The 21104-nt window shown below is 66.9% G+C and carries 19 protein-coding genes, 1 tRNA gene and 1 pseudogene; 10 read left to right on the top strand and 11 right to left on the bottom strand.

Features of this window, described 5'->3' with window-relative positions:
* Window positions 1–340 precede the first annotated feature (340 nt).
* Complete coding sequence (locus AB0I59_RS38980; protein WP_061260407.1) at window positions 341–721, top strand: PPOX class F420-dependent oxidoreductase; 381 nt, start codon at window positions 341–343, stop codon at window positions 719–721.
* Window positions 722–837: 116 nt separating this feature from the next.
* Here the strand turns inward: AB0I59_RS38980 and AB0I59_RS38975 are convergent, their stop codons facing one another.
* The 3 genes from AB0I59_RS38975 to AB0I59_RS38965 form a co-directional block, all read right to left on the bottom strand.
* Complete coding sequence (locus tag AB0I59_RS38975) at window positions 838–2028, bottom strand: VLRF1 family aeRF1-type release factor (protein ID WP_358141427.1); 1191 nt, start codon at window positions 2026–2028, stop codon at window positions 838–840.
* A 98-nt stretch (window positions 2029–2126) separates the two neighbouring features.
* Window positions 2127–2834: a GNAT family N-acetyltransferase gene (locus AB0I59_RS38970; RefSeq protein WP_061260403.1), complete on the bottom strand. Its 708-nt coding sequence runs from the start codon at window positions 2832–2834 to the stop codon at window positions 2127–2129.
* Between the two features lie 49 nt (window positions 2835–2883).
* Window positions 2884–3510 carry a DedA family protein gene (locus AB0I59_RS38965; protein ID WP_358141424.1) on the bottom strand — a complete coding sequence of 209 codons (627 nt, stop codon included), beginning with the start codon at window positions 3508–3510 and terminating at the stop codon, window positions 2884–2886.
* Between the two features lie 73 nt (window positions 3511–3583).
* Between AB0I59_RS38965 and AB0I59_RS38960 the strand changes: the two genes are divergently transcribed.
* Window positions 3584–3916 carry a cupin domain-containing protein gene (locus AB0I59_RS38960; RefSeq protein WP_061260399.1) on the top strand — a complete coding sequence of 111 codons (333 nt, stop codon included), beginning with the start codon at window positions 3584–3586 and terminating at the stop codon, window positions 3914–3916.
* Window positions 3917–3949: 33 nt separating this feature from the next.
* Here AB0I59_RS38960 and AB0I59_RS38955 read toward each other — a convergent pair whose 3' ends face one another.
* Window positions 3950–5506 carry a pentapeptide repeat-containing protein gene (locus AB0I59_RS38955; protein WP_358141421.1) on the bottom strand — a complete coding sequence of 519 codons (1557 nt, stop codon included), beginning with the start codon at window positions 5504–5506 and terminating at the stop codon, window positions 3950–3952.
* 321 nt (window positions 5507–5827) lie between these two features.
* On the opposite strand from AB0I59_RS38955, the gene AB0I59_RS38950 reads away from it, so the two are divergent.
* From AB0I59_RS38950 to AB0I59_RS38935, 4 genes are all read left to right on the top strand, one after another.
* Complete coding sequence (locus AB0I59_RS38950) at window positions 5828–6619, top strand: hypothetical protein (RefSeq protein WP_358141418.1); 792 nt, start codon at window positions 5828–5830, stop codon at window positions 6617–6619.
* A gap of 207 nt (window positions 6620–6826) precedes the next feature.
* Window positions 6827–6985 carry a hypothetical protein gene (locus AB0I59_RS38945; protein WP_358141416.1) on the top strand — a complete coding sequence of 53 codons (159 nt, stop codon included), beginning with the start codon at window positions 6827–6829 and terminating at the stop codon, window positions 6983–6985.
* A 119-nt stretch (window positions 6986–7104) separates the two neighbouring features.
* Window positions 7105–8094: an MvdC/MvdD family ATP grasp protein gene (locus tag AB0I59_RS38940; RefSeq protein WP_358141413.1), complete on the top strand. Its 990-nt coding sequence runs from the start codon at window positions 7105–7107 to the stop codon at window positions 8092–8094.
* 2 nt (window positions 8095–8096) lie between these two features.
* Entirely contained in the window at window positions 8097–9164 is a 1068-nt protein-coding gene (locus AB0I59_RS38935) for a TIGR04500 family putative peptide maturation system protein (RefSeq protein WP_358141410.1), read from the top strand.
* 219 nt (window positions 9165–9383) lie between these two features.
* Here AB0I59_RS38935 and AB0I59_RS38930 read toward each other — a convergent pair whose 3' ends face one another.
* The 3 genes from AB0I59_RS38930 to AB0I59_RS38920 form a co-directional block, all read right to left on the bottom strand.
* Complete coding sequence (locus AB0I59_RS38930; RefSeq protein ID WP_358141407.1) at window positions 9384–9881, bottom strand: hypothetical protein; 498 nt, start codon at window positions 9879–9881, stop codon at window positions 9384–9386.
* A 268-nt stretch (window positions 9882–10149) separates the two neighbouring features.
* Window positions 10150–10485 carry an SCO4225 family membrane protein gene (locus AB0I59_RS38925; RefSeq protein ID WP_061260386.1) on the bottom strand — a complete coding sequence of 112 codons (336 nt, stop codon included), beginning with the start codon at window positions 10483–10485 and terminating at the stop codon, window positions 10150–10152.
* 434 nt (window positions 10486–10919) lie between these two features.
* The gene (locus AB0I59_RS38920) at window positions 10920–11285 is read right to left on the bottom strand and encodes a peptidase inhibitor family I36 protein (protein WP_061260384.1); all 366 of its coding nucleotides are present in this window, start codon (window positions 11283–11285) and stop codon (window positions 10920–10922) included.
* Window positions 11286–11637: 352 nt separating this feature from the next.
* Here AB0I59_RS38920 and AB0I59_RS38915 point away from each other — a divergent pair, with 352 nt between their 5' ends.
* The 3 genes from AB0I59_RS38915 to AB0I59_RS38905 all read left to right on the top strand — a co-directional run bounded on the left by AB0I59_RS38915 (window position 11638) and on the right by AB0I59_RS38905 (window position 15497).
* The gene (locus tag AB0I59_RS38915; RefSeq protein ID WP_061260382.1) at window positions 11638–12174 is read left to right on the top strand and encodes a DUF6000 family protein; all 537 of its coding nucleotides are present in this window, start codon (window positions 11638–11640) and stop codon (window positions 12172–12174) included.
* Window positions 12175–12619: 445 nt separating this feature from the next.
* Window positions 12620–15112 carry an ATP-binding protein gene (locus AB0I59_RS38910; RefSeq protein ID WP_358141403.1) on the top strand — a complete coding sequence of 831 codons (2493 nt, stop codon included), beginning with the start codon at window positions 12620–12622 and terminating at the stop codon, window positions 15110–15112.
* A gap of 40 nt (window positions 15113–15152) precedes the next feature.
* On the top strand, window positions 15153–15497 hold the full coding sequence (locus tag AB0I59_RS38905) for a YbjQ family protein (RefSeq protein ID WP_228644531.1): 345 nt from the start codon (window positions 15153–15155) through the stop codon (window positions 15495–15497).
* Window positions 15498–15511: 14 nt separating this feature from the next.
* Here the strand turns inward: AB0I59_RS38905 and AB0I59_RS38900 are convergent, their stop codons facing one another.
* The 3 genes from AB0I59_RS38900 to AB0I59_RS38890 form a co-directional block, all read right to left on the bottom strand.
* On the bottom strand, window positions 15512–16384 hold the full coding sequence (locus tag AB0I59_RS38900) for a hypothetical protein (RefSeq protein WP_358141400.1): 873 nt from the start codon (window positions 16382–16384) through the stop codon (window positions 15512–15514).
* 216 nt (window positions 16385–16600) lie between these two features.
* Window positions 16601–17338 (bottom strand): GNAT family N-acetyltransferase, encoded by a 738-nt coding sequence (locus tag AB0I59_RS38895; protein WP_358141397.1) that lies wholly within the window; start codon window positions 17336–17338, stop codon window positions 16601–16603.
* A 391-nt stretch (window positions 17339–17729) separates the two neighbouring features.
* Window positions 17730–19910, bottom strand: a complete 2181-nt coding sequence (locus AB0I59_RS38890) for an MMPL family transporter (RefSeq protein ID WP_358141394.1) — start codon at window positions 19908–19910, stop codon at window positions 17730–17732.
* Between the two features lie 240 nt (window positions 19911–20150).
* On the opposite strand from AB0I59_RS38890, the pseudogene AB0I59_RS38885 reads away from it, so the two are divergent.
* Window positions 20151–20825 (top strand): annotated as a pseudogene (locus AB0I59_RS38885) (tyrosine-type recombinase/integrase); the annotation flags it as partial.
* 136 nt (window positions 20826–20961) lie between these two features.
* Here the strand turns inward: AB0I59_RS38885 and AB0I59_RS38880 are convergent.
* Window positions 20962–21038: transfer RNA gene (locus AB0I59_RS38880), tRNA-Thr, on the bottom strand.
* Window positions 21039–21104 lie beyond the last annotated feature (66 nt).

The following is a 21104-nucleotide window of genomic DNA, read 5'->3' as shown; positions in this document are numbered from 1 at the left end:
GATCGACAACGTCAGCAAGCGTGTAACCGGCGAAACTACACCAACCTGGAGAGGGACGTACTAGGACGAAAAGTTCAAATCAAACGCCCTCTGAGAGCTACCTCGCCGGGCCTCCACCTTCGCGCCGCGATGATCTGGATCAAAGACCTCACCCGGACCATCCCTTGATCACAACCAAATACGCGCCCTAGGGCGCCTTGGCCGATCGACCCCCTTACAGAGCGGGAAGGGGTTGCATCTTGCACGTGGGCTGCCCGATCTCGACGTTTTCACCGGTGGTTCCCTCTCGCTGACAAGGCCGAACAGTTCCTGGCGCTCGCCGCCCGCGTAGGGTGCGGCCATGACATCCGTTGAGCGACTCGGCGCCGAACAGTACGTGTCGGTCGTGACATTCCGCCGGGACGGGACTCCGGTCGCGACACCGGTCTGGGTGACCCGCGACGGCGACGCCCTGGTCGTCTGGACGGCCAACGACTCCGGCAAGGTGAAGCGCATCCGGCGAAATCCGGACGTGACGGTGGCCCCGTGCGACATGCGCGGCAAGCTGCGCGGTGAACCGGTGGCGGCCAGGGCCGAGGTACTGCCACCCGAACAGAGCGACCACGTGCGCCGACTGGTGATCGAGAAGTACGGGCTGATCGGCAGGCTGAGCATCTGGGGAAGCATGATCCGCCGTGGCCGCGCCGGCTCCGTCGGCGTGCGCATCACCCTGCCTTCTTGACTTTTCCGGCGGCGGACGGGCGCGAGCGGGTCACACGACGCCGTTGATCGACACCGGGCACCGGCCGGTTCACAGGTGTCGAGGACCCGCCGGCCATCACCGATGCTTCGGTGCCGTCACCAGCGCAGCAGTGCGGCCACTCCGCCCTCCTGGGCGAGTCCGGCCGCGGCTTCGGGGCCCAGCATCGTGACCCTGGTGGCGTGCTCCAGGGCCAGCTCGATCATGCGCTCGCCCAGGTCGTCCGTCGTGCCCTCCTCCACGAGCTCGGCGGCGATGGGCGCGGCGCCCGCGTCCACAGCGGTGGCGGCCTTCCACTCCCCCGCCGCGTCGAGAAGCAGGTGCTCGACGCGACCCGCGCGCAGCATGGCGAGCGTGTCGCCGAGACCGAGCACCCCGTTGCCGCCCGACAGCGCCAGCTCGCGGGCCCGTTCCACCAGTGCGGCGTCACGCCTGGTACGGACCTCGGTGAAGGTGGGGCGTACGTACGCCAGGACCTCCGCGGGTGAGAGGGCGGGGTCGATGATGGCGTCGAGCAGGACGGTGTCCCGGCCCATGGGCATGGCCTCGCCGAGCACATCGGTCGCCCTGGGATCCCCCGCGAGCAGGACGGCCTGCCAGTCGTTCCCCTCCGCCTGCTCGGCCACGCGCGGGGCCACCGTACGCAGGAACCTGATCAGGTGCTCGTCGATCCGCTGCTCGAAACGGTCGTGCTGGTCGACGGCGCGGCGCGAGAGTCCGGGCGTGGCGGGGCCGCGCTTCCTGCGCCAGTCCTCGGTGTCCAGGTCGAACCCGATCGGTTCGAGTTCCTCCGCCAGCCCGTAACGGCAGTCCACCAGCCGGACACCGTCGCGTCCCACCATGACGACCCCCGCGGGGGCGCCCTCCTCGACGGCGGTGACCCAAGGGCGCAGGTAGGCGTTCGGCTCAAGGACGGCCAGGTCCCCGACCGGGAGCTGCACCCACAGGGTGCGCACCTCATCGCCTGCCACCTGGGCGAACAGAGCGCGTCCCAGACCGGGTTCCGTCGGGTTGAGGAGCTGGTCGATCCGGGGTTCGAGCACGTCCAACCGGGCGAGGACCAGCTTGGCCAGGTCCTTGTCGACATGCCGGGCCAGGTCCCGGCGCAGCGCGGCGATCTCGTTGCGCGCCCGGACCTGCCACGCCGTCGTGCCGGGCTCCATCGTCGTGTAGAGCGACACCACCCCCACGTCGTCGCCGAAGGTCGCCAGTTCCCTGAGATCGGGCAGTTCGAAAGCCATGACGATGCCCCCGTACGCCTGGATGACCCAGTTTTCCGAAGCGTACATACAGGTCATCGCGGGCTGACGTGCCTCAACGGGCAAATGGAGCGGGGGTAGCGCGACCTTTACCCTGACGCCCTACCCGCGGTCCGGGGCGGGCGGGGTCACACGACCACGGTCATCGAGGTCTCGGTCACCACGAATCCGAGCCTGTCGTAGATCCTTCTGGCGGGGTTGGTGTGCGAGACCGCCAGCCCCAGGCCGGCGAGCCCGTCTCGGGCGGCCCGTACCTGAACGGCTCGCAGGGCGAGCGCGCCGATCCCGCGAGGCCCGCTGACCGGATGCCGGAACACCTGCGAGATCCACGGCTGGCCGCGCATGTCGTTGACGACGACTCCGGCGACCACCGTGTCATCGGCGTCCACGACCAGGACGCTGCAGGGAAGGACCTGCCCGATCAACCGTCCCTCCAGGAGCTTGGTCAGCTCCTCGCGCTCCCGCTCCACATCCCGGTCTGACCGGTGATCGGGATGTCCGGGCGGGTAGGCCGCGCGCACCGCGGGGAACACCTGCTCCGGATCGCGGTCGCACGGTACGAACCGGAACCCTTCGGGCGCTTCCACTTCGGCCGGGTCCGCGTCCTTCAGGTCGAAGAACATGACATGGGCGTGCCGCAGCAACCGGGCACCCCGTGCCAGCAGCTCTTCCGACAGCTCCGGGGGAGCCGAGACGGCCCAGCCGCGCATGCCGGACATGATGACCTCGACCGGATCCGGCCCGACCACCTCGACCATGTCCGCCCAGGGACGTCCGTCCCTGACACCTTCGACGTAGCTGACCGCGTTCGCCATGACCTGGCGTCTCTCGTCCATTCCGAGATCGTCACGTCGATCCCGTACGGCACGCAACCGAATTCCGAGGTCACGCGCCGTGCCGCCGCCTGTGGCGCACCACGCGCCACGCGACGAAGGCCGTGACCGCGACGGCGAGCACGATCCAGGCGTAGTTCTGGTAGCGCTCGATCACGCTGTAGATGACGCCGATCTTCTTCCCCGCGAAGTAGGCCACACTTCCCCACAGGCCGACCCACAGAACCGCGCCGATGGCGTTGAACATGAGGAAACGCCGCCACGGCATCCCGGTGGTTCCGGCGACGATGCCGTTGACCTGGCGTAGCCCCTCGACGAAGCGGGCGATCACCACGATCTTGCCTCCGTGGCGGAGGAAGAACCTCTCCGCCGTGTGGAATCGCTCCGGTGTGATCAGGATGTAGCGGCCCCAGCGGTGGATCAGTCTTCGGCCCCCGAACCGGCCGATCAGATAGCCGATGTTGTCGCCGACGATGGCGGCCGCCACCGCGACGATGCCCACGAGGAAGATGTTCAGATGCCCGGCTCCCGCGTAGACCGCGGCCGCGATGAGGATCGCCTCGCCCGGCGCGGGGATGCCGAAATCCTCAAGCGCGATGAGCCCCCCGACAGCGGCGTAGCCGTACTTGTGCAGCAGGGGAGCCAGGTCGGCCAGTGGGCCGGGCAGCGGTGGGCCCATGCGAGCACTCTATGACCGCGCAGCTCAAGGGCCCTGCCGACGGGCGGAACACTCCGCTGGCACACTGATTCTCATGCAGAAGATTTCACTGGACGCGCTGGTTCACGAACATCTGAAGCACGCCGCGACCGCCTCGACGGGGCGCAGCGCGGAGACCGTGTACGGCGGGCACGAGCACGTCCTGCGCCAGACCCTGCTCGCCCTGACCTCCGGCACCATCCTCGCCGAGCACGAGAACCCGGGAGAGGCGACCCTGTTCGTTGTACGCGGGCGGCTGCGGTTGCACAGCGGCGACACCTCGTGGGAAGGGCGCACCGGTGATCTGCTGATCATCCCGGAGGCCCGCCACAGCGTGGAGGCGCTGGAGGACACCGCGTTCCTCCTCACCGTCGCCAAGCGCCCCTGAAGACCCCGCGCCCACGGGTTCACTCTCGGGTCGTCACCCGCCGGGGACACCGGCCGGCAGCGCGGGCACGAGCGAGCCATGGTCCGGATCGTCGGGGTCCGGCATCTCGACCCATCCCGACGGCCAGGTCGAGGTGCTACCGGCGTTCCGCCTCCAACGCACCTGGCCGAAGTCCGTCTCGTGCGTGAAATCGGCGCCCTCGAAGTACGCCGCCCCCTCGAAACGCGCCCCGTCGAACAGGGTCCTGCCCGCGAACACGGCCCGGTCGAAACCCGCCATGACCGCGAACGTGACTCCCTGGAAGTCCGCCCGCCCCGCGAAGGCGGCCTTCTCGAAGTACGCCAGGCCCTCGAATCCGGCCTCGGCGAAGTCCGCACGGCCACGGAACCTGGTCTCGCGGAAATCCGCCCTGGTCCCGAACCTGACCCAGCCGAAATCCACCCGGCCGCGGAACGTGGCCTGCCCGAAGTCGGCCATGCCGTCGAATACGGCCAGGCCGAAGAAGGTCCTGCCGTCGAATCCGGCGTCACGGAAATCCGCCTTGGCCGCGAACCCGGCTCCTCCGAAGTCCGTACGGCCCGCGAACCGCGCCCCGCGGAAATCCGCGGCCTCCATCTGGCACGAGTTGAGATCGAATTCGACGAGATAGGCACCGGAAAGGCGGAGCTCGATTCCCGGCCAGAAACTCGCGAAAGGTCCGGGCCGCCGCTGAGCCTCGGTTCCTTTCTCAGCGCCTCTTCCGGCTGCGATACCGGTTCCCCTGCCCTTTCCGATGGCGGTTCCATGGTCGGTTCCTGTGTCGGTTCCTGTGTCGGTCCCTGTGTCGGTCCGCCGGAGGTGCTTCGTCAGAACGCTCTGGGCGGCCAGCCGTACCTGTAGTTCCTGCTGGTCGACGGGGTTGCGCTCCTCCGGCGCGCCCTCCCGTACGGGCGGCGGCATGCGGAGGTAGGCGCAGACGACATCGACGACCGTCTGACGGTGTTCCGGATTGTCCTGTGCGACCCGCTCAAGGGCGTAGAGCCCCGCCAGGCGCACCGCCGCCTTCTCATGGCCGAGCTGGTCGGCGGCCTTGGCGTACAACTCGGTCACGCGCTTCTCAGTCGCGTCGTACTCCTGGTACGCCTGCGCCCGCTCGCCCAGCCACTGGCGCCGGACCCCGAGCAGCAGCGCGACGGCACCGGCCGCCCCCGCCCCCACGGTGAGGCCCGTCTTGACCGCGTCAAGGCGTAACTCCACGCGTCTGGCCAGGTCCGGCGCCATGTCCGCGACGTGGAGGAGTACCGCTACCGACGCCCACATGGATAGCGCTATGAGGAGGATTCCGGCGAAGACCCACCACCAGGACAGGACGCGCAGCGGCCCCCGCCCCTCGCTCCGCGTACGGGCGACCGCCAGGCCGCCGCCGCATCCGATCAGAGCGGCGGCCGCGAGCGCGAGCACACCGGACGCGGGCACGTACGGCGCGAGGTCGGGGAGCCCCGCCCGCGCCACGGTGAGCGCCCCGGCGGCGAGCACGGAGCCGGCGACGATGAGGACGGTCCCCAGCGACCGGCGCTTCATCGGCCTCGGCGACGGGAGCCGGCGTGTCAAGGAACGCCTTCCTGAGCGACTCTCGGTACGCCCGCCAAGGCGTTTCCCAGACCGGCTTTCGGGGCGTCTTTCTGGGGGCCTTTGGAGGCGCCTCCCGGGATGGCGACCCATGAGACGGCGGAACCAACCTCTCATGGGTTCACTTCACCCCATCTGACGGCTCCACGCCATCAAGGATGGCAATCCGCTTCATCTCGGCCGCTGTCGCGATTATTTATGGCCCGGCCAAATCCTGTAATGACGGCATATTTCGAGATATGAGCGTGATCACTGCTCGGCAGGATTCCCCTGTTCTTCTCACCGGACTGTCAAGGAAGCCAGATGAAGCGAGTAATCGTGGGCATATCGGCGGCCTCGGCCGCCGCGTTCGTGACCGCGGCCCCCGCCCAGGCCGCCCCCGCGGACCCGATCAAGGCGTTGAAAGGCCAGTTCGTCGCCGGCAAGGGGGTGAAGTTCACCGACCGGACCACGCTGACCGGCGACGGAACGAACGTCCTCATCCTGCGGCGTACCGGCTCCTTCCAGTTCGGCAGGTCCGGGATCGTCGCCTCGGACATCAGCGCGAAAGCGGGTGCCACGTCCGACGAGCCGGCCGCCACCGCCATCGCTCGGCTCACCCCCGAACGGACGATCCGGATCGGCACCACGAGCTACACCTCGGGCGGCGTCCTCGCCGAGAAGCTGCCCAAGGGCAAGGTCTGGTACAAGGATCCGCAGGGCATGGCCGCCGGCGGCAGCGGCTGGTTCGGCCAGATCGTGAACGTCGCCGAACCCGCGACCCTCCAGACTCTGCTCAGGAGCGCCAAGAAGTCGCACACCACCTATTCCGGGACCATCACGTTCGGCAAGCTCGCCAAGATCTCGCCCTGGTTCCGCGCCTCGCTGCGGATCTGGTCGAAGGACACGGCCGTGGCGAAATACAGCATCACCATGAACCGTGATGGGCTGCCGCAGCGCCTGACCACGTCCTATCCGGCCACGGGCCTGTTCGACAGCAACGGCTGGGAAGGCAAGACGATCAGCGTCGAAACCCGCTTCACCGACTGGGGCGGCAAGGTCTCCATCAAGGCTCCCCCCGCGAGCAAGGTCACCGCCAAGCTCGACGACGACTGACAGAAAGACCGGCGGACGGCCCCCTTCCGACGATCGGAAGGGACCCTCTGAACCGGAGCCTGACGATCAGGTTCTCGGCCAGTGGCGATCACCTCCGGTCGCGATATGTGAGGCGGGAATTCCAAGCCGTTCACTAGAGGGGTTCAAGCTCGCTGTCGCACAGTGGCGCGGAGGACAACCCGAGATCTCCGAAAGGAACGGGCCGCAATGGAGCCGATTTCCCGCACCACGCTCGACGACATCGCCCTCGATGGAGCGGAACTGGACGAGAGCCAGCTTCTCGGGATCACCGGGGGCTACCAGAAGCTTCCGCCGCACAGCTGGACCTCCGCGGACGGCGGAAGCGTCATCGACGACCTCGTCTAGGCGGCCCAGGCCCGAGAGCCGTCCCGGCGGCTGAGGACGTACGGGTGTGGGGGTGCCAGGCAGGACTCCCGAACCTGGTGTCTCGCAGACCCGTGACGAAGGAATGACGAGGAATCCCGTTGCCGTCACCTCATGTCCTTGTCCTTACGTACGACCATGAGGAGGATGCGCACGCTTCGCGGGTATGTGATCTTCTCGTGGGGCGTGGGGCGCGGACCACGGTGTTCAACCCGGCGAGCTTCCAGAGCAGGTCACGGGTGGATCTGTGCTACCTGGACGACGCGGTCGGCAGGCGCCTGCACATCGGCGACGAGACCGTCGACTTGGACACCCTCACGGCTCTGTGGTGGCGTCGGCCGAGGCCTGTGGCCGCCGACCCCGTCCTCACCGACGAGACGATCGCCGACTACACCGTCAAGGAGTGCCAGAGCCTCCTCACCGGCCTGTGGGAGCATCTGAGCTGCCCGCAGCTTCCGGCGCGTGAGTCGGTTTTCCGGAGGGCCGGGCACAAGCCCTACCAGCTCGCCCTCGCCGCCGAGCTGGGCTTCCAGATCCCGGAAACCGTGATCACCACGAGCGAGGAGGCGTTTCTCGACTTCCACGACCGTCACGACGGCCGCATCATCACCAAGCCGCTGAACATCCCCTGGGTGGAGGACGCCGGAGGCGAGATCGTGATGAGCCGGGCCTGCGAGCCGGTCGCCGCCCGCGACGTGGCCTACACCGACGCGCTGCGGTTTTGCCCGGTCATCGTTCAGGAGCGGATACCCAAGCGGGTCGAGCTCCGCGTCACCGTCGTGGGGCGGCAGGTCTTCGCCGCCGAGATCCACTCCCAGGTCGCGAACCATGCCAGGTTCGACTGGAGGCGGTACGACATCCGCGTCACCCCGCATCTGGTTCATCGGCTGCCCGACGAGGTCGCCACCCGCTGCCTGGCGCTGACGGACCGTCTGGGGCTGCGGTACGGGGCGATAGACCTGATCGTCACCCCTGACGGCCGCTACGTCTTCCTGGAGATCAACCCCAACGGCCAGTGGCTGTGGATCGAGCACCTCACCGGCCTGCCGATCAGCCAGGCATTCTGCGACATCCTGCTCGAAGGAGCCTGACCATGCCCGCCCCGCCCGATCGGCTTCCCGAGGCTCTGCTCGCCGATGCCCTCGCCTACCTCGGAGACGTGACCGGCCTCCAGCCCCGCGAGGCCAGGGGACATCTGGCCGCCCTGCATGAGCGGTACCCGGACGTGCCGATGAGGCTGGTGTGGCGCCGCGAGGCCGCCGACGAGTCCTGTCACTACGACCTGCTGATCAAGACAGCCGCCGGCACGATCTCGCTGGCGCTGGCCTCCAACCAGGTTCTGCCCTGGCCGATGCGCGGCAGCCAGCCGTCAGGGGACCAGGTCGTCGTCCGGATCAACGGTGTCGATGTGAAGATGGAGCAGGTGGTCTCCATCTTGGACGTGCTGTGGGACGACGTCCGGCTGGCCGAACGGCTGGTCAACGCTCACCTCGTGATGGAGGAGACCTCCAGCGGGCGGACGGAGCTCACGGACGGCGAGCTCCGACAGGCGATGGACGCCTTCCGCCGCGCGCGAGGCCTGCTGACCGCCCAGGCCACCCAGGAATGGATGGCGCAGCGCGGGCTCGCCCTCGCCGCCCTGGAGGAACTGGTCGCCGAACAGGCCGCGGCACGGCGGCTGCGCCGGAGGATCGTGGCCGGACGCGCGGAAGCCGTCTTCGACGCCCACCGCGACGATTTCGACAGGTTGCACGTCCTGCGGCTGCGCTACGCCGAACCGGAGGCCGCGCGGGCGGCGCTCCCGAGGCTGCGCGACGCCGCCGACCCCGTCGCCCTGGCCGCGAGGGAGGTACTCGGCAACGCGGCGACCTGCCAGATGGAGGAGGTGCGCCGCTGTGATCTGCCTGCCGGGGCCGCCGGGGCCAGGGCCGGGGATGTGCTGGGCCCCTTCCCCGCCGACGGCGGCTCCGCCATCGTGTACGTGCTCCAGGTCCGACCCGCGGTCCTGGACGAGGCCACTCGTGCCCTGATCGAGGGACGGGTCTTCGACGAATGGCTGGCCGAGCGGCGCGGGAAGGCCACCGTCGAGTGGCTCTGGGGAACGGTCGCCCGTACCGAAGCGCTCAACGCGGCGCTGGAGAACGCCCCGAGCGCCCGGTAGAGCCACGGCCGCCAGAAACGATCACAGGGCGTCTCCCGGTCGGAAAGGCCCTGGTCGTCGATGAAGCCGCCTTGGGAAATCGAACCCAGACCTACGCATTACGGCTCTCGTGATGGTGCTCTCGTGATGGTGCTCTCGAGGTGTCCGCTGATGCCCGCGATCCCCGATCAGCGCCGTTCACTGCAACTGGAGCAGTTACCAGACGGCCAGCCCTACGCCTCATGCAGTGCAGGTATAGCCACTGTCGGTCCAGCAGAGGTCCATGGCTTGCACCGTGATCCTTATCGATCCGGCGGACGGATCCGACATGCTTACACCGACGACCCTGTCCCCCACCCTCTTGGCCAGTTCAGCGCCTTCCGTATCGCACCCACCGAGGCAGCCGTCCACCTCTGCAGCGTCGGCCCATCCCGCCTTCACGAACCCGGCATGAATCTCTTCCTCGGACATGCTCGGGTCCGCGTCGACGTACAGCCAGGCACCGTTATTCGCTGAGTCGCATCCGTTTATTTCAGCGATAGGCGGCCCTTGGCCCTTCCGGGGAAGCGCTGGAGCAATGGCGGCTCGGAGCATGGCGTTCTCTCGCTTGGCTCGATCCAGACAGAGCTGTCCACCATCGCCCAAGCTGCTAGAACCGTCTCCGACGCATGCGGTCAGGCTGCTGATCAGAAGCGTCAGAACACCCAACGCCGAGATCTTTCTCAACGCCTCACGCATGTAAGGGTGGCGCAACGTCATCCGCGATCCAGCCGATCTGCCGGCGCTCCCCAAGCCCGTCAAGCAGTTCCATTCGGAATGGATCATTACACAGACGTGCTCGCCTCGCGCATGGCATGGAGGGTCGCTGACCTCTCAGTCGTACTCATCGAGCGGGAAGTCCAGTTCCTCGTCGTAGACCCCAGAGGCGGCCGTCGCCGACATCTTCGCCCGGACCCTCCACGAGGACGGCTGACGGACCCAGTGGGCCCTTCCTGGGAAAGGCATTTCACGTTCTCGGGGTGAGGCGTTTCCCTCGGGTGACTCTCCAGAACAACCATGCCTGAAGAGCGCCGCATGCCACGAAGAGAGCCCAGATGACCAGGGGGACAAGCCATCGGTGGTCCATCGAGAACCAGGAGTCCCACACAGCCTGCTGGCTCTTGTCGATCAGCCAGAAGAGCGGCCAGCCCAGTGGAACGACCAGGATGACCGGCCACAGGACCACGCTGTCCTTACCAGCCAGCAACCCACCCAAGCTGGTAACAGCGGCAATGGCAAGGACGCCTAGGTAGCCGCCCGCGAAGATCCTGGCCCCGCGCTCGTTCGTGTACCGCTGGACCACTCTGCCGCCCTCCTCCGATCGCTCGTTGGCGGAGGCGTTGGCAAGATCGTGGCATTGTCTGGACCTTAAAAGTACCCCTGACCGCAAATTTGCTGGTCAGGGGCCTCCTGGTGCAGAGCCGCCTTGGGAATCGAACCCCAGACCTACGCATTACGAGTCTCGTAAAGGTACTCTGGGATGTGTCCGCTGATGTCCGCCACACCAGGTCAGGGCAGGTCCCTCGTTGACGGCTCGCCGCTCTGCTCGGTCGTTGGATGCGGGCCGGTGGGATGTGCTTGTGTGAGGAGACGTTGCTGTACCGGCCGCTGTACAGCAGCCTGCCCGGACGCTTATCAGTTCTGCTCTTCGTCCCGTCGGGCCTGGGCGGCTTCCCACTCGCCAGGCAAGAACGTCTCTCCGCGGAATGTACAGACTTATCCCCGGTACGACTGCCTTTAGTCGATGCAGACCCTGTCCGTCTTATTGTTGATGGTCGAGGCCAGGTTGAACGCCGCGTTCCGGGGGACCGACCCCAGGTAGTCCCAGTAGCCCACCCAGTTGTAGAGATGGACCGCTCCGTTTCCCCTGTTGTAGATGGAGGAGATCCGGTCGTTGAGGCCCATCGTCCCCAGGTTGAAGCACTTACCGCCACTGGGCGCGATCCAGATCCTGTTCACTCCGTTGGCGCCGTCGTAGTAGCAGGAGTATCCCGACGCGCAATCCCATGAGAGGGCGCTGGCCGGGGCCGGGGCGATGGCCAAGCTCATTGTCGCGGCCGCAACCGTCGCCAGCAGCACACTGATCGTACGCCGTGTCGTCACTAAGATCACTTCCCTTTGGGGTTCGGTGAGGGGTGGTACATGGTCATTCCGCACCGGTGGGTTTTCGTTTGTCGTCCGTTCACTTCTTCCGAGCTCAGAGACATCCTGCGGCGAGGATTAAAGTTCCGTAACCTGTAAGGTTCGAGGGAGGAAGTCCGGGCGTCGGCCGATCACCTGGTTGTGGTCACTGGGCGGTCCCCGGCGGCGCGTCGCCGCGCGGCCTCGCTGGCTCCGATCCTCGGCGACGACACCGACACCCTGACCGCCGCCGCGTACCTGCGGCATGATTGGCGGGATGCGACTCCCCACGCCAGATGATCCCGAAATGATGGCAGTCGTCGATTAGTTCCTCATGCCGAGGCAACGGTATTTGAAGCTGCTTCACGGCAACTTTCTGGCGATGCCGGAACGGGAGCGCTTCCGATTCGGACACGAGTTGTCCGCCTCGGCGCGTCAGATCAGTGACCAGGAACTCTCATTGCTCCTGGACGGCGAATGGCGTTCGCGACTCACAGGGGCCTGGCTGATTGGCATCGATCGTCGCACGCAGTTCCACAGCCGCCTCCACACGATGCTCCTGGACAGCGAACTCGTCTATTCAGGTCAGGGATACTGCTTCGCCTTCGCCCGGTTCGCCAACGAATCCGCCGCCGCGTCGCTTGTCGCGTACCTGGACCGGTACCTCCCCGATCCAACCTGCTACTACAACCAGGACTGGGCGATGGGGGCGCTGCTCCATCTCGACGACAGACTAAGAACCGATCACGCAGCTCGCTTCCTCGCTCCTGATGGTCTGTGGGCACGATCGGCCGTGCGCGATCAGGACCCGGCGACGCTGAAGGAGAAGATAGACCGGCTGTGCGCCTTCGCGGAGACCATCGCCTCATGACCCGTGATTGTCGCCCGGTCGACGGAAGGCCGGTCGCTCCTGCGAACTCTATCGGCTTGGCCTGCTCCCACTTCAGTTCCTGGGCTTACGTGTGAGATTGCTGGACCATGCTCTAAAGCGTCGGCCCGTCGCTACCACTCTGAAGGATCCTTGAGAGGCTTTCGGCGCGTCTTGGGCTCACTTCCTCGATGACGGCCTCTTGGCGAGCCAGCGCGGCCGCCACCACCGCCTGTCAGGCTGGCATGTTGTGCTCTGCCACGTCACGAACCGGGAGAGGGGCTGTGCCATTCCGGTGAAGTCGGATGGTTTTTACGAGGGCCGGCGGATATCATGCATGCAATTGCTGGTGCAATCATCAGAGCCCCTGGGGATCTTCGACTTGTCGCGTTGAAACTGTCGCGCAGCAGGGAGTGCCTTGAATATGCGCCGGCCAAAACATCTCTCCGTGCGCCAGCGCGTCAATGTGACGCTCATCGGCACTGCCACCGCAGCGGCGACGTTCGCGGCGTCGGCGACCGGCCTGTATCTCCCCGATGATGACCCGAGTCCGACCCAGCTCGCCCTCGCCGCCCTCGCATCGGCGCTGACCGGGGGGCTCGCCGCCACACAGGTATATCGCGAGGCGCGGAGCAAGAGGGAATCCCGGCAGATGGCGCAGCTCACCCGGGATGAGGATGAATCCCGGGCCAGTGGCGGCCGATCTTTCCCCCTGCCTCCCGACGTGAAGGACTTCACCGGCCGGGAGGACGTGATAGCGCGCCTGAAGGGATTACTCCGCGAAGGCAGGCGTCGCAAGGGAACAGCGGTTGTCATTTCCGCCATCGCCGGCCAGGGGGGTGTAGGGAAAACCACACTCGCCATTCATCTGGCCCATACCATGCGCGAAGAATTCCCCGACGGCTACCTCTATGTGAACCTCCGCGGCGTGGAAGACCAGGTGCTCGACCCGGCCGAGGTCGCCGCCGGATTTCTGCGCGACCTCGGGGTCGCGGGAGCGGCGATCCCGGACGACACCGCCGAGCGGATCCGCATGTACCGCGACCGGCTGCATGGCAGGCGGATGCTGATCCTGCTGGACAACGCGGCTGAGGAAGCACAGGTCCGCCCGCTCCTGCCGGGCACGTCCACGTGTTCCGTGCTTATCACAAGCCGACGTGACCTCAGGGCGCTCGAATCGGCGACCACCGTCCGGCTGGACGTACTGGATGAGCCGCAGTCTCTCGACCTGCTGCGCCGCATCGTCGGGGCGGCGCGCGTGGACGCGGAGCCGGACGCCGCCCGTACCTTGGTGCGGTTGTGCGGCCACCTGCCGCTGGCCATCCGCATCATCGGCGCGCGACTCGCCGCGCGAAGCCATACGAAGCTCGCCTCGTTCGCGGCCAGGCTGTCCGACGAGCACCGCCTGCTGGACGAGATGCGCGTGGGAGACCTGGAGGTCCGCTCCAGCTTCGAGCTCAGCCATCAGGGGTTGACGGAGAAACGACAGCGGGTGTTCGAGCTCCTGTCACTGCTCCAGGTGCCCGACTTCGCTGCGTGGGTCGCGGGACCTCTCGCCGGCGTCTCCCCGCGAGAGGCGGAGGAGCTGGTCGAGGGCCTGGTCGACCGCAACCTGCTGGAGACCACGGGCCGCGAGGGGGACGGTGACGCCCGCTACCGCTTCCACGACCTTCTCCGGCTCTTCGGCAGGGAGAAACTCGCCAAGTCGACGCCGCAGGCGGCTCAGAAGGAAGCACTGGCGCGGCTGCTCGACGTCTACGCCAACTATGCCGTACGCGCCGACCAGGGGCTCTCGCCTTCATCGGCGAACGCGGAGAAGGCCGACGACGGCTCGGCCGGTGAGTGGAGCGCGGAGGCGGTGGGTCTGGCCGGCCACCTCGCGAACAACCCAGCCGCCTGGTTCACCGCCGAGGAGGCGAGCCTCGTCGTGCTCGTGGCGCAGGCGCATGACAGCGAGCTCTGGCGTCAGACCCATGCCCTTGCCGAGCCGCTCTGCGACTTCTTCGACCGCCTCTCGCTCTGGAGGCCATGGACCGAGAGCTATACCCTCGCGGTAAAGGCCGCCCAGCGCAGCGGAGACCGGCGTGCGGAGGGATACCTGCGGCGCGGGCTGGGCGTCGCCGCGTGGGAACAGCTCGATCTCGACACGGCCGACCACCACTATGCCGAGGCGCTGCGAATATTCCACGCCATCGGTCAGCGGCGCGGCATCGCGGATGTCCTTTTCATGGCGGGTAACCTTCAGCGCCACCAAGGACGTTACGCCGAAGGAGAGGCTTCGCTGAAGAGTTCACTGGCCTCTTTCCGCGAACTCGGGCTGCCACTCCAGGAATCCATGAACCTGCACAGCCTGGCATACCTGCGGCGGGACCAGCTTCGCCTGGAGGAGGCTGAAACCCTCTACAACACATGCCTGGAGCGTTTTCGCGCCGCCGGCGAGCGCTATTGGGAGGCGCACTCCCTTCACGGGCTCGGCGATGTGCTGATGGACCTCGGCCGCACGGAGGAATCGGCCGCGTGCTTCACCGCGTGCGACGAGATCTACCGCGACCTGGACCATGTTCTCGGCGTCGCGCACACACTGCACAGCCAGGCACAACTCGCCATCGTCCTGGGCGAATACAAGGACGCCCGTCGCAAGCTCGAACTGTGCGTCCCGCTCTTCGAGCGCTATGGATTCCGTCTGGGCAGCGCCCAGGCGGTCTACCACCTGGGCGAGATGCACCGGAAGAGGGGCAAGCCGCGGGCGGCCCGAGACCGCTATCGCGAATGCCTCCCCGACATCCTCAAAACCCGGCACCCGCTCTCGGAAGCGCGCGTACTGCGCAGCCTTTCCCTCGTCGAACACGACCTGCGCGAGCAGGGGGAAGCCGAGCGGTACAACAGCGAGGCCGAGGCCATCTTCCGGCGGATCGCACTCCCGCCTCGCCCACTGGCCTGACGGCGGCGAAATCATGTCCCCCCGTCTCTGGAGCACCGCATTGACCGAGAAGGCTTCCCCGATCCTGGTGACCACGGAGCATGTACCACACCTGGAGATCGTCAAGGTGCTCGGGATCGTCATGGGCGTGACCGTGCGGACGCGCAACCTCGGCGCGCAGATGGCCGCCGGCCTGCGGACCATCATCGGCGGGGAGATGACGGCGGTCGTCGAGTCCCTGACGGCCAGCAGGGAACTCGCCATGGATCGACTGGCGGCCAACGCCTGCCTCCTCGGCGCCGACGCGGTGATCGGTGTACGGCTGGTCACCTCGGAACTGGGTGACATCTGGACCGAGTTCTGCGCATACGGCACCGCCGTACAGGTCAGGAAGACACTGCCCTGAACTGCCCGTCGGGGTCATATACCGCGCCCGGCCCACGGGTTGACCAGATGCGGGACGAGTGCCACCCCGAGTGCCCAGGTGGGCAGCACCAGGACTGTGCCCAGGATGAGCGGTGGCGCTCCCCATTGATAGAGCCGCACGGTGTCCGTCGCGACCAGCAACTGGCCGTACGCGATGGTAAGCGTGATGACGAGCATCGGCAGGACCGCGGCGTCGCCGACTAGCACGCCTGCCATGCACACGCCCCACGGCGTCACCATGAATAGCGGGTCCAGCCACCGCCGGTAGTGCGCGACCAGCCCCGCCACCAGTGGTTTGTCCAGCAGATCGTCATCGCCGAGCAGATCGGACGTACGCCGGGCGGTCAGCCGCAACACGACGGGCACGATGAGCCCTGCCAGCGGCAGCGGCGACCAGGCGAAGCACGCCGCGAAGACCGGACCCGTCTCCTTGATGCACCCGCACACTACCGCCAGCGCGCAGGCAAGGAGCGGTTGCTCGTGCTGGAGCGCGATCGCGGAAGCCAGCGCCCACGCCATCGACGATCCGTCCACGAGCACGCCCCACCGCAGGTTGATCTGCCACAGCCCCGGCAACCCGACAACCAGCAGCCCGCCCAGGGCGCACCGGAGTGGATCGTCCACCCAGTGTGAGAGCCACATCGCGGTCAACGCCGGCAACGCCGCGACGTGCACCGCCGTCCAGCACCGCCACCTCGCGATGCTGTCCCGGCACACCGCCGGAGCGAGCCACCGCAGTCGGAACGGCATGGACACCGGGATCCCGGCGCCCATGGCCAGATACCGCATTCCGTCCGGCGACACGGTCAACGGCCCCACCAGCAGCCGCCACATCGCCATGCCCCCCGAAAGCCCCAGAACGATCAAAGGCCCCCACAAGGCTCCCGGCATCTCCACACCCACATCCGAATCCTCTCCCGCCCCTCCCCGCGGGACCAGACAGAGAACTCTGTCTGGTCCCGGAAGAAGCCCGCACTCCGGAGGTCGAAAAAGACGCAGTCCGGCAGATGAGGGTGGAGGCGGGCGCTGTGGGGGCGCCATCAACCTGAAACGCCCATAGACGGTCAGTGGATCACGACGCGATCAGTTGATGCTTTCAGGGTGGCCGCAGTGGCGTTCCCATTCCGGCGCGAGGATCGACATCACAACGTCGTCCACCCAGGCACCGTCATAGAACAGGACGTCACGGTGGACCCCCTCCTTGACGAAGCCGACCTTCTCGTAGGCGCGGCGGGCACGGGGATTGAAGTCGAACACGGTCAGCGAGATCCGGTGCAGGCCCAGCCGCTCGAACCCGTAGCCGACCATCAGCCTGACCGCCTCGGTGCCAAGCCCGCGGTTCTGGCCGGTGGTGGCGAGGGCGATGCGGAAATTGCAGCTGCGATTGCCATCGTCCCACTCGTTGAGCACCGCCTCACCCACACAGGCGCCACTCACCCGGTCGACGACGGCCAGGTCCAGCCGGTCCGGCTGCTCATTGCGGGTGCCGTACCACTCCCGCATCCGTCTCTCGGCTGCTTCGTCCCACGGCTCAGGATCGGCCGGGCCGTGAACGCTGCCGGTCAGCCGGCCCACCTCCGGATCCTGGAGTAACGCACGGAGGACAGGCGCGTCCTCTTCCAGCAGGAAAGGGCGCAGCGTCACCTTCTCGCCGACAAGCGTGGGCTTGGTGAAGAAGTCCGTTCGTGAGTGATTGTTCACCGGGCGATTGTCGACGCGAGGAGCCGTCACATCAAACGACTTTTCGAGCTGACGACGCGGGGCGGTATGGATCGGCGGCCGGTGCCACGGCGCGCCGGGCCGAGCGCGATCCGCCGCCACCGGGCGGCCACCATCAGCCTCTCGAGCATGCGTCTCCGACAACGCCATGCCCATTAATAGCCGCCGCGGTTGAGGGTAACCGCAACCAGAAACGATCACAGGGCGTCTCCCGGATGGGAAACGCCCTGATCATTGATGGAGCCGCCTTGGGGAATCGAACCCCAGACCTACGCATTACGAGTCTCGTGAAGGCGGTCTCGGATGTATCCGCCGATGTACACCACACCAGGTCAGCGCCGTTCACGAACCTGGATGGACACCAGCGATCAATGACGGAATGCAACTCGAACCGCAACCGGTACATGGGTGCGCTGGGTCATCGGAGGGGTCGGAACAGTTCGATGTGCGGTTCCGGCGGTGGCGGCATAGCTCTCCGTGGGTCGAGGAAGCGTCAGACCCTCGCCTCTTCCGCGATCTCGGCCGGGGGAGCCGAGGCCACCTTCGGTGCCCGGCGTCCGGGCATCCACCAGTTGGCCTTGCCGCACAGTTCCATCACCGCGGGGACAAGGATCATCCGGATGATGGTGGCGTCGATGAGCACGGCGACGGCCATGCCCAAACCTCCCTGCTTGACCGCGAGATCGGGGCCGAGCAGGGATGTCGTGAAGACGGCGACCATGATGGCGGCCGCGGCCGTGATGACCTTGGCGGTCTGTGCCATCCCGCGGGTAACGGCTGTCCGGGTGTCTCCGGTGCGCTCGTACTCCTCACGGACCCGCGAGATCAGGAAGACCTCGTAGTCCATGGACAGGCCGAACAGGACCGGGAAGATCATCATCGGTACCCAGGTCGAGATCGGCATGGTGGTGGGGAAACCGAGGGCCGAGCCCAGCCATCCCCACTGGACGACCGCGACGAGCACGCCGTAGGCGGCGCCGATTGACAGCAGGTTCATGACGGCGGCCTGCAGCGCGATCGTGACCGACCGGACCAGCGCGATCAGCAGCACCAGGGACACCGCGATGACGACCGCGATCATCAGGGGCAGGCGTGAGCTGATGTCATCGGCCATGTCGATCGTGCCGGCGTTCGGGCCACCGACGTAGACGCCTTCGCCGCCGGGTGCCTTGGGAAGCACGTCGTCGCGGAGGCGGTGCACCAGGTCCGCGGTCGCCTTGTCCTGGTATCCAGTCTTGGGGAAGGCCATGAAGATCGCGGCCTTCCCGTCCTTGCTGACCTGAGGCGGCGCGGCATAGGCGATGCCCTCGGTCATGCTGACTGCTTCGATGACGGGACGCAGATCGGTGCGGCCGGAGCCGACCTCGGTGGCGAAGATCAGGGGTGCGCTGTAGCCGGGGCCGAAGCCCTCGGAGAGAATCTCGTACGAGGTGTAGCTGCTCCTGTCGTGGGGCTGGACACTGGCGTCGGGGTTGCTCAGCCGCATCGACAGCGCGGGGGCGGCCAGCACCACCAGGACCCCGCCGGCCAGTATCGCGGCGACCAGCGGCTTGCGCTGCACCGCGCGAGCCCAGCGTTCGGCGATGGTGCGGCGCTCTCGGGACGCAGCACCGGCGGCCTTCTGACGCTGGGACGTGCGACGGGGCAGGCGCAGCGAGTTGATCTTGTAGCCAGTGAAGCCCAGGAACGCCGGCAGCAGGGTCACCGCGGCGATCATCGTGACCAGCACGATCACCGACGTGGCGACGGCTACTCCGGTCATCAGCCGCTGCCCCATGACGATCAGGCCCATCAGCGCGATCACGACCGTCGTGCCGGCGAACAGGACCGCGTGACCAGCCGTTGTGATGGCCTTGACCGTGGCGGTCTCGGGCTCGTCGCCGGCCTGCAGGCTGTCCTTGTAGCGGGTCACGATGAACAATGCGTAGTCGATGCCGACACCCAGCCCGATCATCGCGGCGAGGATCACGGTGAAATCCGGTGAGGGGACCAGGTACCCCACCAGCTTCATCAAAGCGATGCCGGCGGCGATCGCCAGCAGTGCGGTCACGATCGGCAGGCCCATCGCCACCAGTGACCCAAAAGCGATGAACAAGATCACCGCTGCCGCCACGATGCCCACGCTCTCGGACGAACCCTGCGGGGGTGTCTCGGCCTTTTCCGCCTGAGTCCCGCCCAGCGCCAGCGTCACGCCGTCATCGGAGGCGTTCTTGACCATGTCCACCAGGGGCTTGACTGCGGTCTTGTCCACCTCCTTCTGGGTCAGCGGGATGGTCGTACGGGCGATACGACGATCCTGCGTCACCAGGCTCTTGTCCTGATACGGCGAGGTCACCGGTCCTACAATCGGTGAGGTCGCAAGATCGGCGAGGATCTTCTCGATCTTTTGGCGGGCGGCAGGGTCGTCGATCCCCCTTTGTGCCTTGATCGCGAGAGTCAGCGTGTCCCCTTGCCGCTCGGGAAAGTGCTTCTCGATCAGCGCCTGCGCCTTCGCGGAGTCGGAGTCTCCGCCCGAGAAGTCGTTGTCGGGGGCGGCGCCGTAGGCGAAGCCGACGAACGCCACGGCGATCACACCGACGATCCAGGTCAGGAGGACCAGGCGGCGACGCCGGTAACAGAACCGGGCCAGTCCCGCTAGAGCTCCATCCCTACGGGGCTTCTCGGGTGGCATCATCTCTCCTTGAGTCGTTGAGCGTTGCGCTCAATACTCGTGATCAGCCCCCCCGGCGTCGTCGTGCAGCGGTAGGCGCTACGCCGACCCCATTACCGCGGATGGTGTACTTTTCCTGCAGTACACGCCCGAGGTCGTCTCCGACGGGAACGTCGATCCGTCTCTGAGCTCGAGAACTGACATGGCATCGGGAGTGCGCAAGCCCAACGTCGCACATCCTCAAGGTCCACCGGATCATCTCGCGTGCCCTGGAGATCGCCATGCGCCGTGGCCGGGTCGGCCGGAACGTCGCCAAGCTCGTGGAGCCGCCGGGAAGCGGGTGATGTCGAGATCGGACCGCTGAGTCGTACCGACGTGCGGAAGATCCCCGACGCCGTAACCGACCGGCGCAACGGCACGCGGTGGATCGTCGGTCTCGCCCTCGGCCTCCGGCAGGATGAGGCGCTCGGGCTCCGCTGGAAGTACATGGATCTCGACGCACACAAGGTCAAGATCTGGTGGCAGATCCAGCGCACGATGTGGCATCACGGCTGCGGAGATCCACAGGTGTGCACGCAGGACAAGCACCGCGCGCCCCGCCCGAAGGACTGCGCCAAGCACCAACACCGGGAGAGCTGCGCGACGGACTTGGTGCCCCTCCTCAAGGCCCAGCGGGAAGCTCAGGACGCCGAGGAGGAAGCAGCCGGCGAGTCCTGGGAGGAGAACGACCTCGTGTTCTCCCGGCCAGACGGACGCCCGATCGATCCTCGGCACGACTGGGAGGAGTGGAAGGAGATCCTCAAGGAGGCCGGAGTACGTGATGCCCGTGTTCACGACGGCCGCCACACGGCCGGAACGCTCCTGATCGACATGGGCGTACACGTCCGTACCGTGATGGAGGTCCTCGGCCACTCCGACATCAGGGTCACCCAGCGTTACACCCACGTCGCCACCCCGATGGCCAAGGACGCGGCCCGGCAGATGGGGCGGGCACTGTGGGGGAAGGGCGAATCGCGAACTGCAACCCGAAACGATCACAGGGCGTCTCCCGGAAGGGAAACGCCCTGGTCATTGATGGAGCCGCCTTGGGGAATCGAACCCCAGACCTACGCATTACGAGTGCGTCGCTCTGGCCGACTGAGCTAAGGCGGCGTGCCGTACGGCAGCGTACAGAAGTCTACAGGCTCGCGGCCCCTTCTCGCGCCCACCTCCTCGACG

Origin of the sequence: Microtetraspora glauca, from assembly GCF_040656155.1 — a bacterium.
GTDB lineage: Bacteria > Actinomycetota > Actinomycetes > Streptosporangiales > Streptosporangiaceae > Microtetraspora > Microtetraspora glauca.
The sequence above is the reverse complement of the archived record's forward strand: the minus strand, read 5'-3'. Positions and strand labels throughout refer to the sequence as shown.

Excerpts from the sequence above, each read along its gene's own strand:
- AB0I59_RS38935 (WP_358141410.1), top strand. The coding sequence starts at position 8,097 with ATGCCCGCCCCGCCCGATCGGCTTCCCGAGGCTCTGCTCGCCGATGCC.
- AB0I59_RS38975 (WP_358141427.1), bottom strand. The coding sequence starts at position 2,028 with ATGTACGCTTCGGAAAACTGGGTCATCCAGGCGTACGGGGGCATCGTC.
- AB0I59_RS38960 (WP_061260399.1), top strand. The coding sequence starts at position 3,584 with ATGCAGAAGATTTCACTGGACGCGCTGGTTCACGAACATCTGAAGCAC.
- AB0I59_RS38915 (WP_061260382.1), top strand. The coding sequence starts at position 11,638 with ATGCCGAGGCAACGGTATTTGAAGCTGCTTCACGGCAACTTTCTGGCG.
- AB0I59_RS38945 (WP_358141416.1), top strand. The coding sequence starts at position 6,827 with ATGGAGCCGATTTCCCGCACCACGCTCGACGACATCGCCCTCGATGGA.
- AB0I59_RS38980 (WP_061260407.1), top strand. The coding sequence starts at position 341 with ATGACATCCGTTGAGCGACTCGGCGCCGAACAGTACGTGTCGGTCGTG.
- AB0I59_RS38970 (WP_061260403.1), bottom strand. The coding sequence starts at position 2,834 with ATGGACGAGAGACGCCAGGTCATGGCGAACGCGGTCAGCTACGTCGAA.
- AB0I59_RS38965 (WP_358141424.1), bottom strand. The coding sequence starts at position 3,510 with ATGGGCCCACCGCTGCCCGGCCCACTGGCCGACCTGGCTCCCCTGCTG.
- AB0I59_RS38890 (WP_358141394.1), bottom strand. The coding sequence starts at position 19,910 with ATGATGCCACCCGAGAAGCCCCGTAGGGATGGAGCTCTAGCGGGACTG.
- AB0I59_RS38930 (WP_358141407.1), bottom strand. The coding sequence starts at position 9,881 with ATGCGTGAGGCGTTGAGAAAGATCTCGGCGTTGGGTGTTCTGACGCTT.
- AB0I59_RS38950 (WP_358141418.1), top strand. The coding sequence starts at position 5,828 with ATGAAGCGAGTAATCGTGGGCATATCGGCGGCCTCGGCCGCCGCGTTC.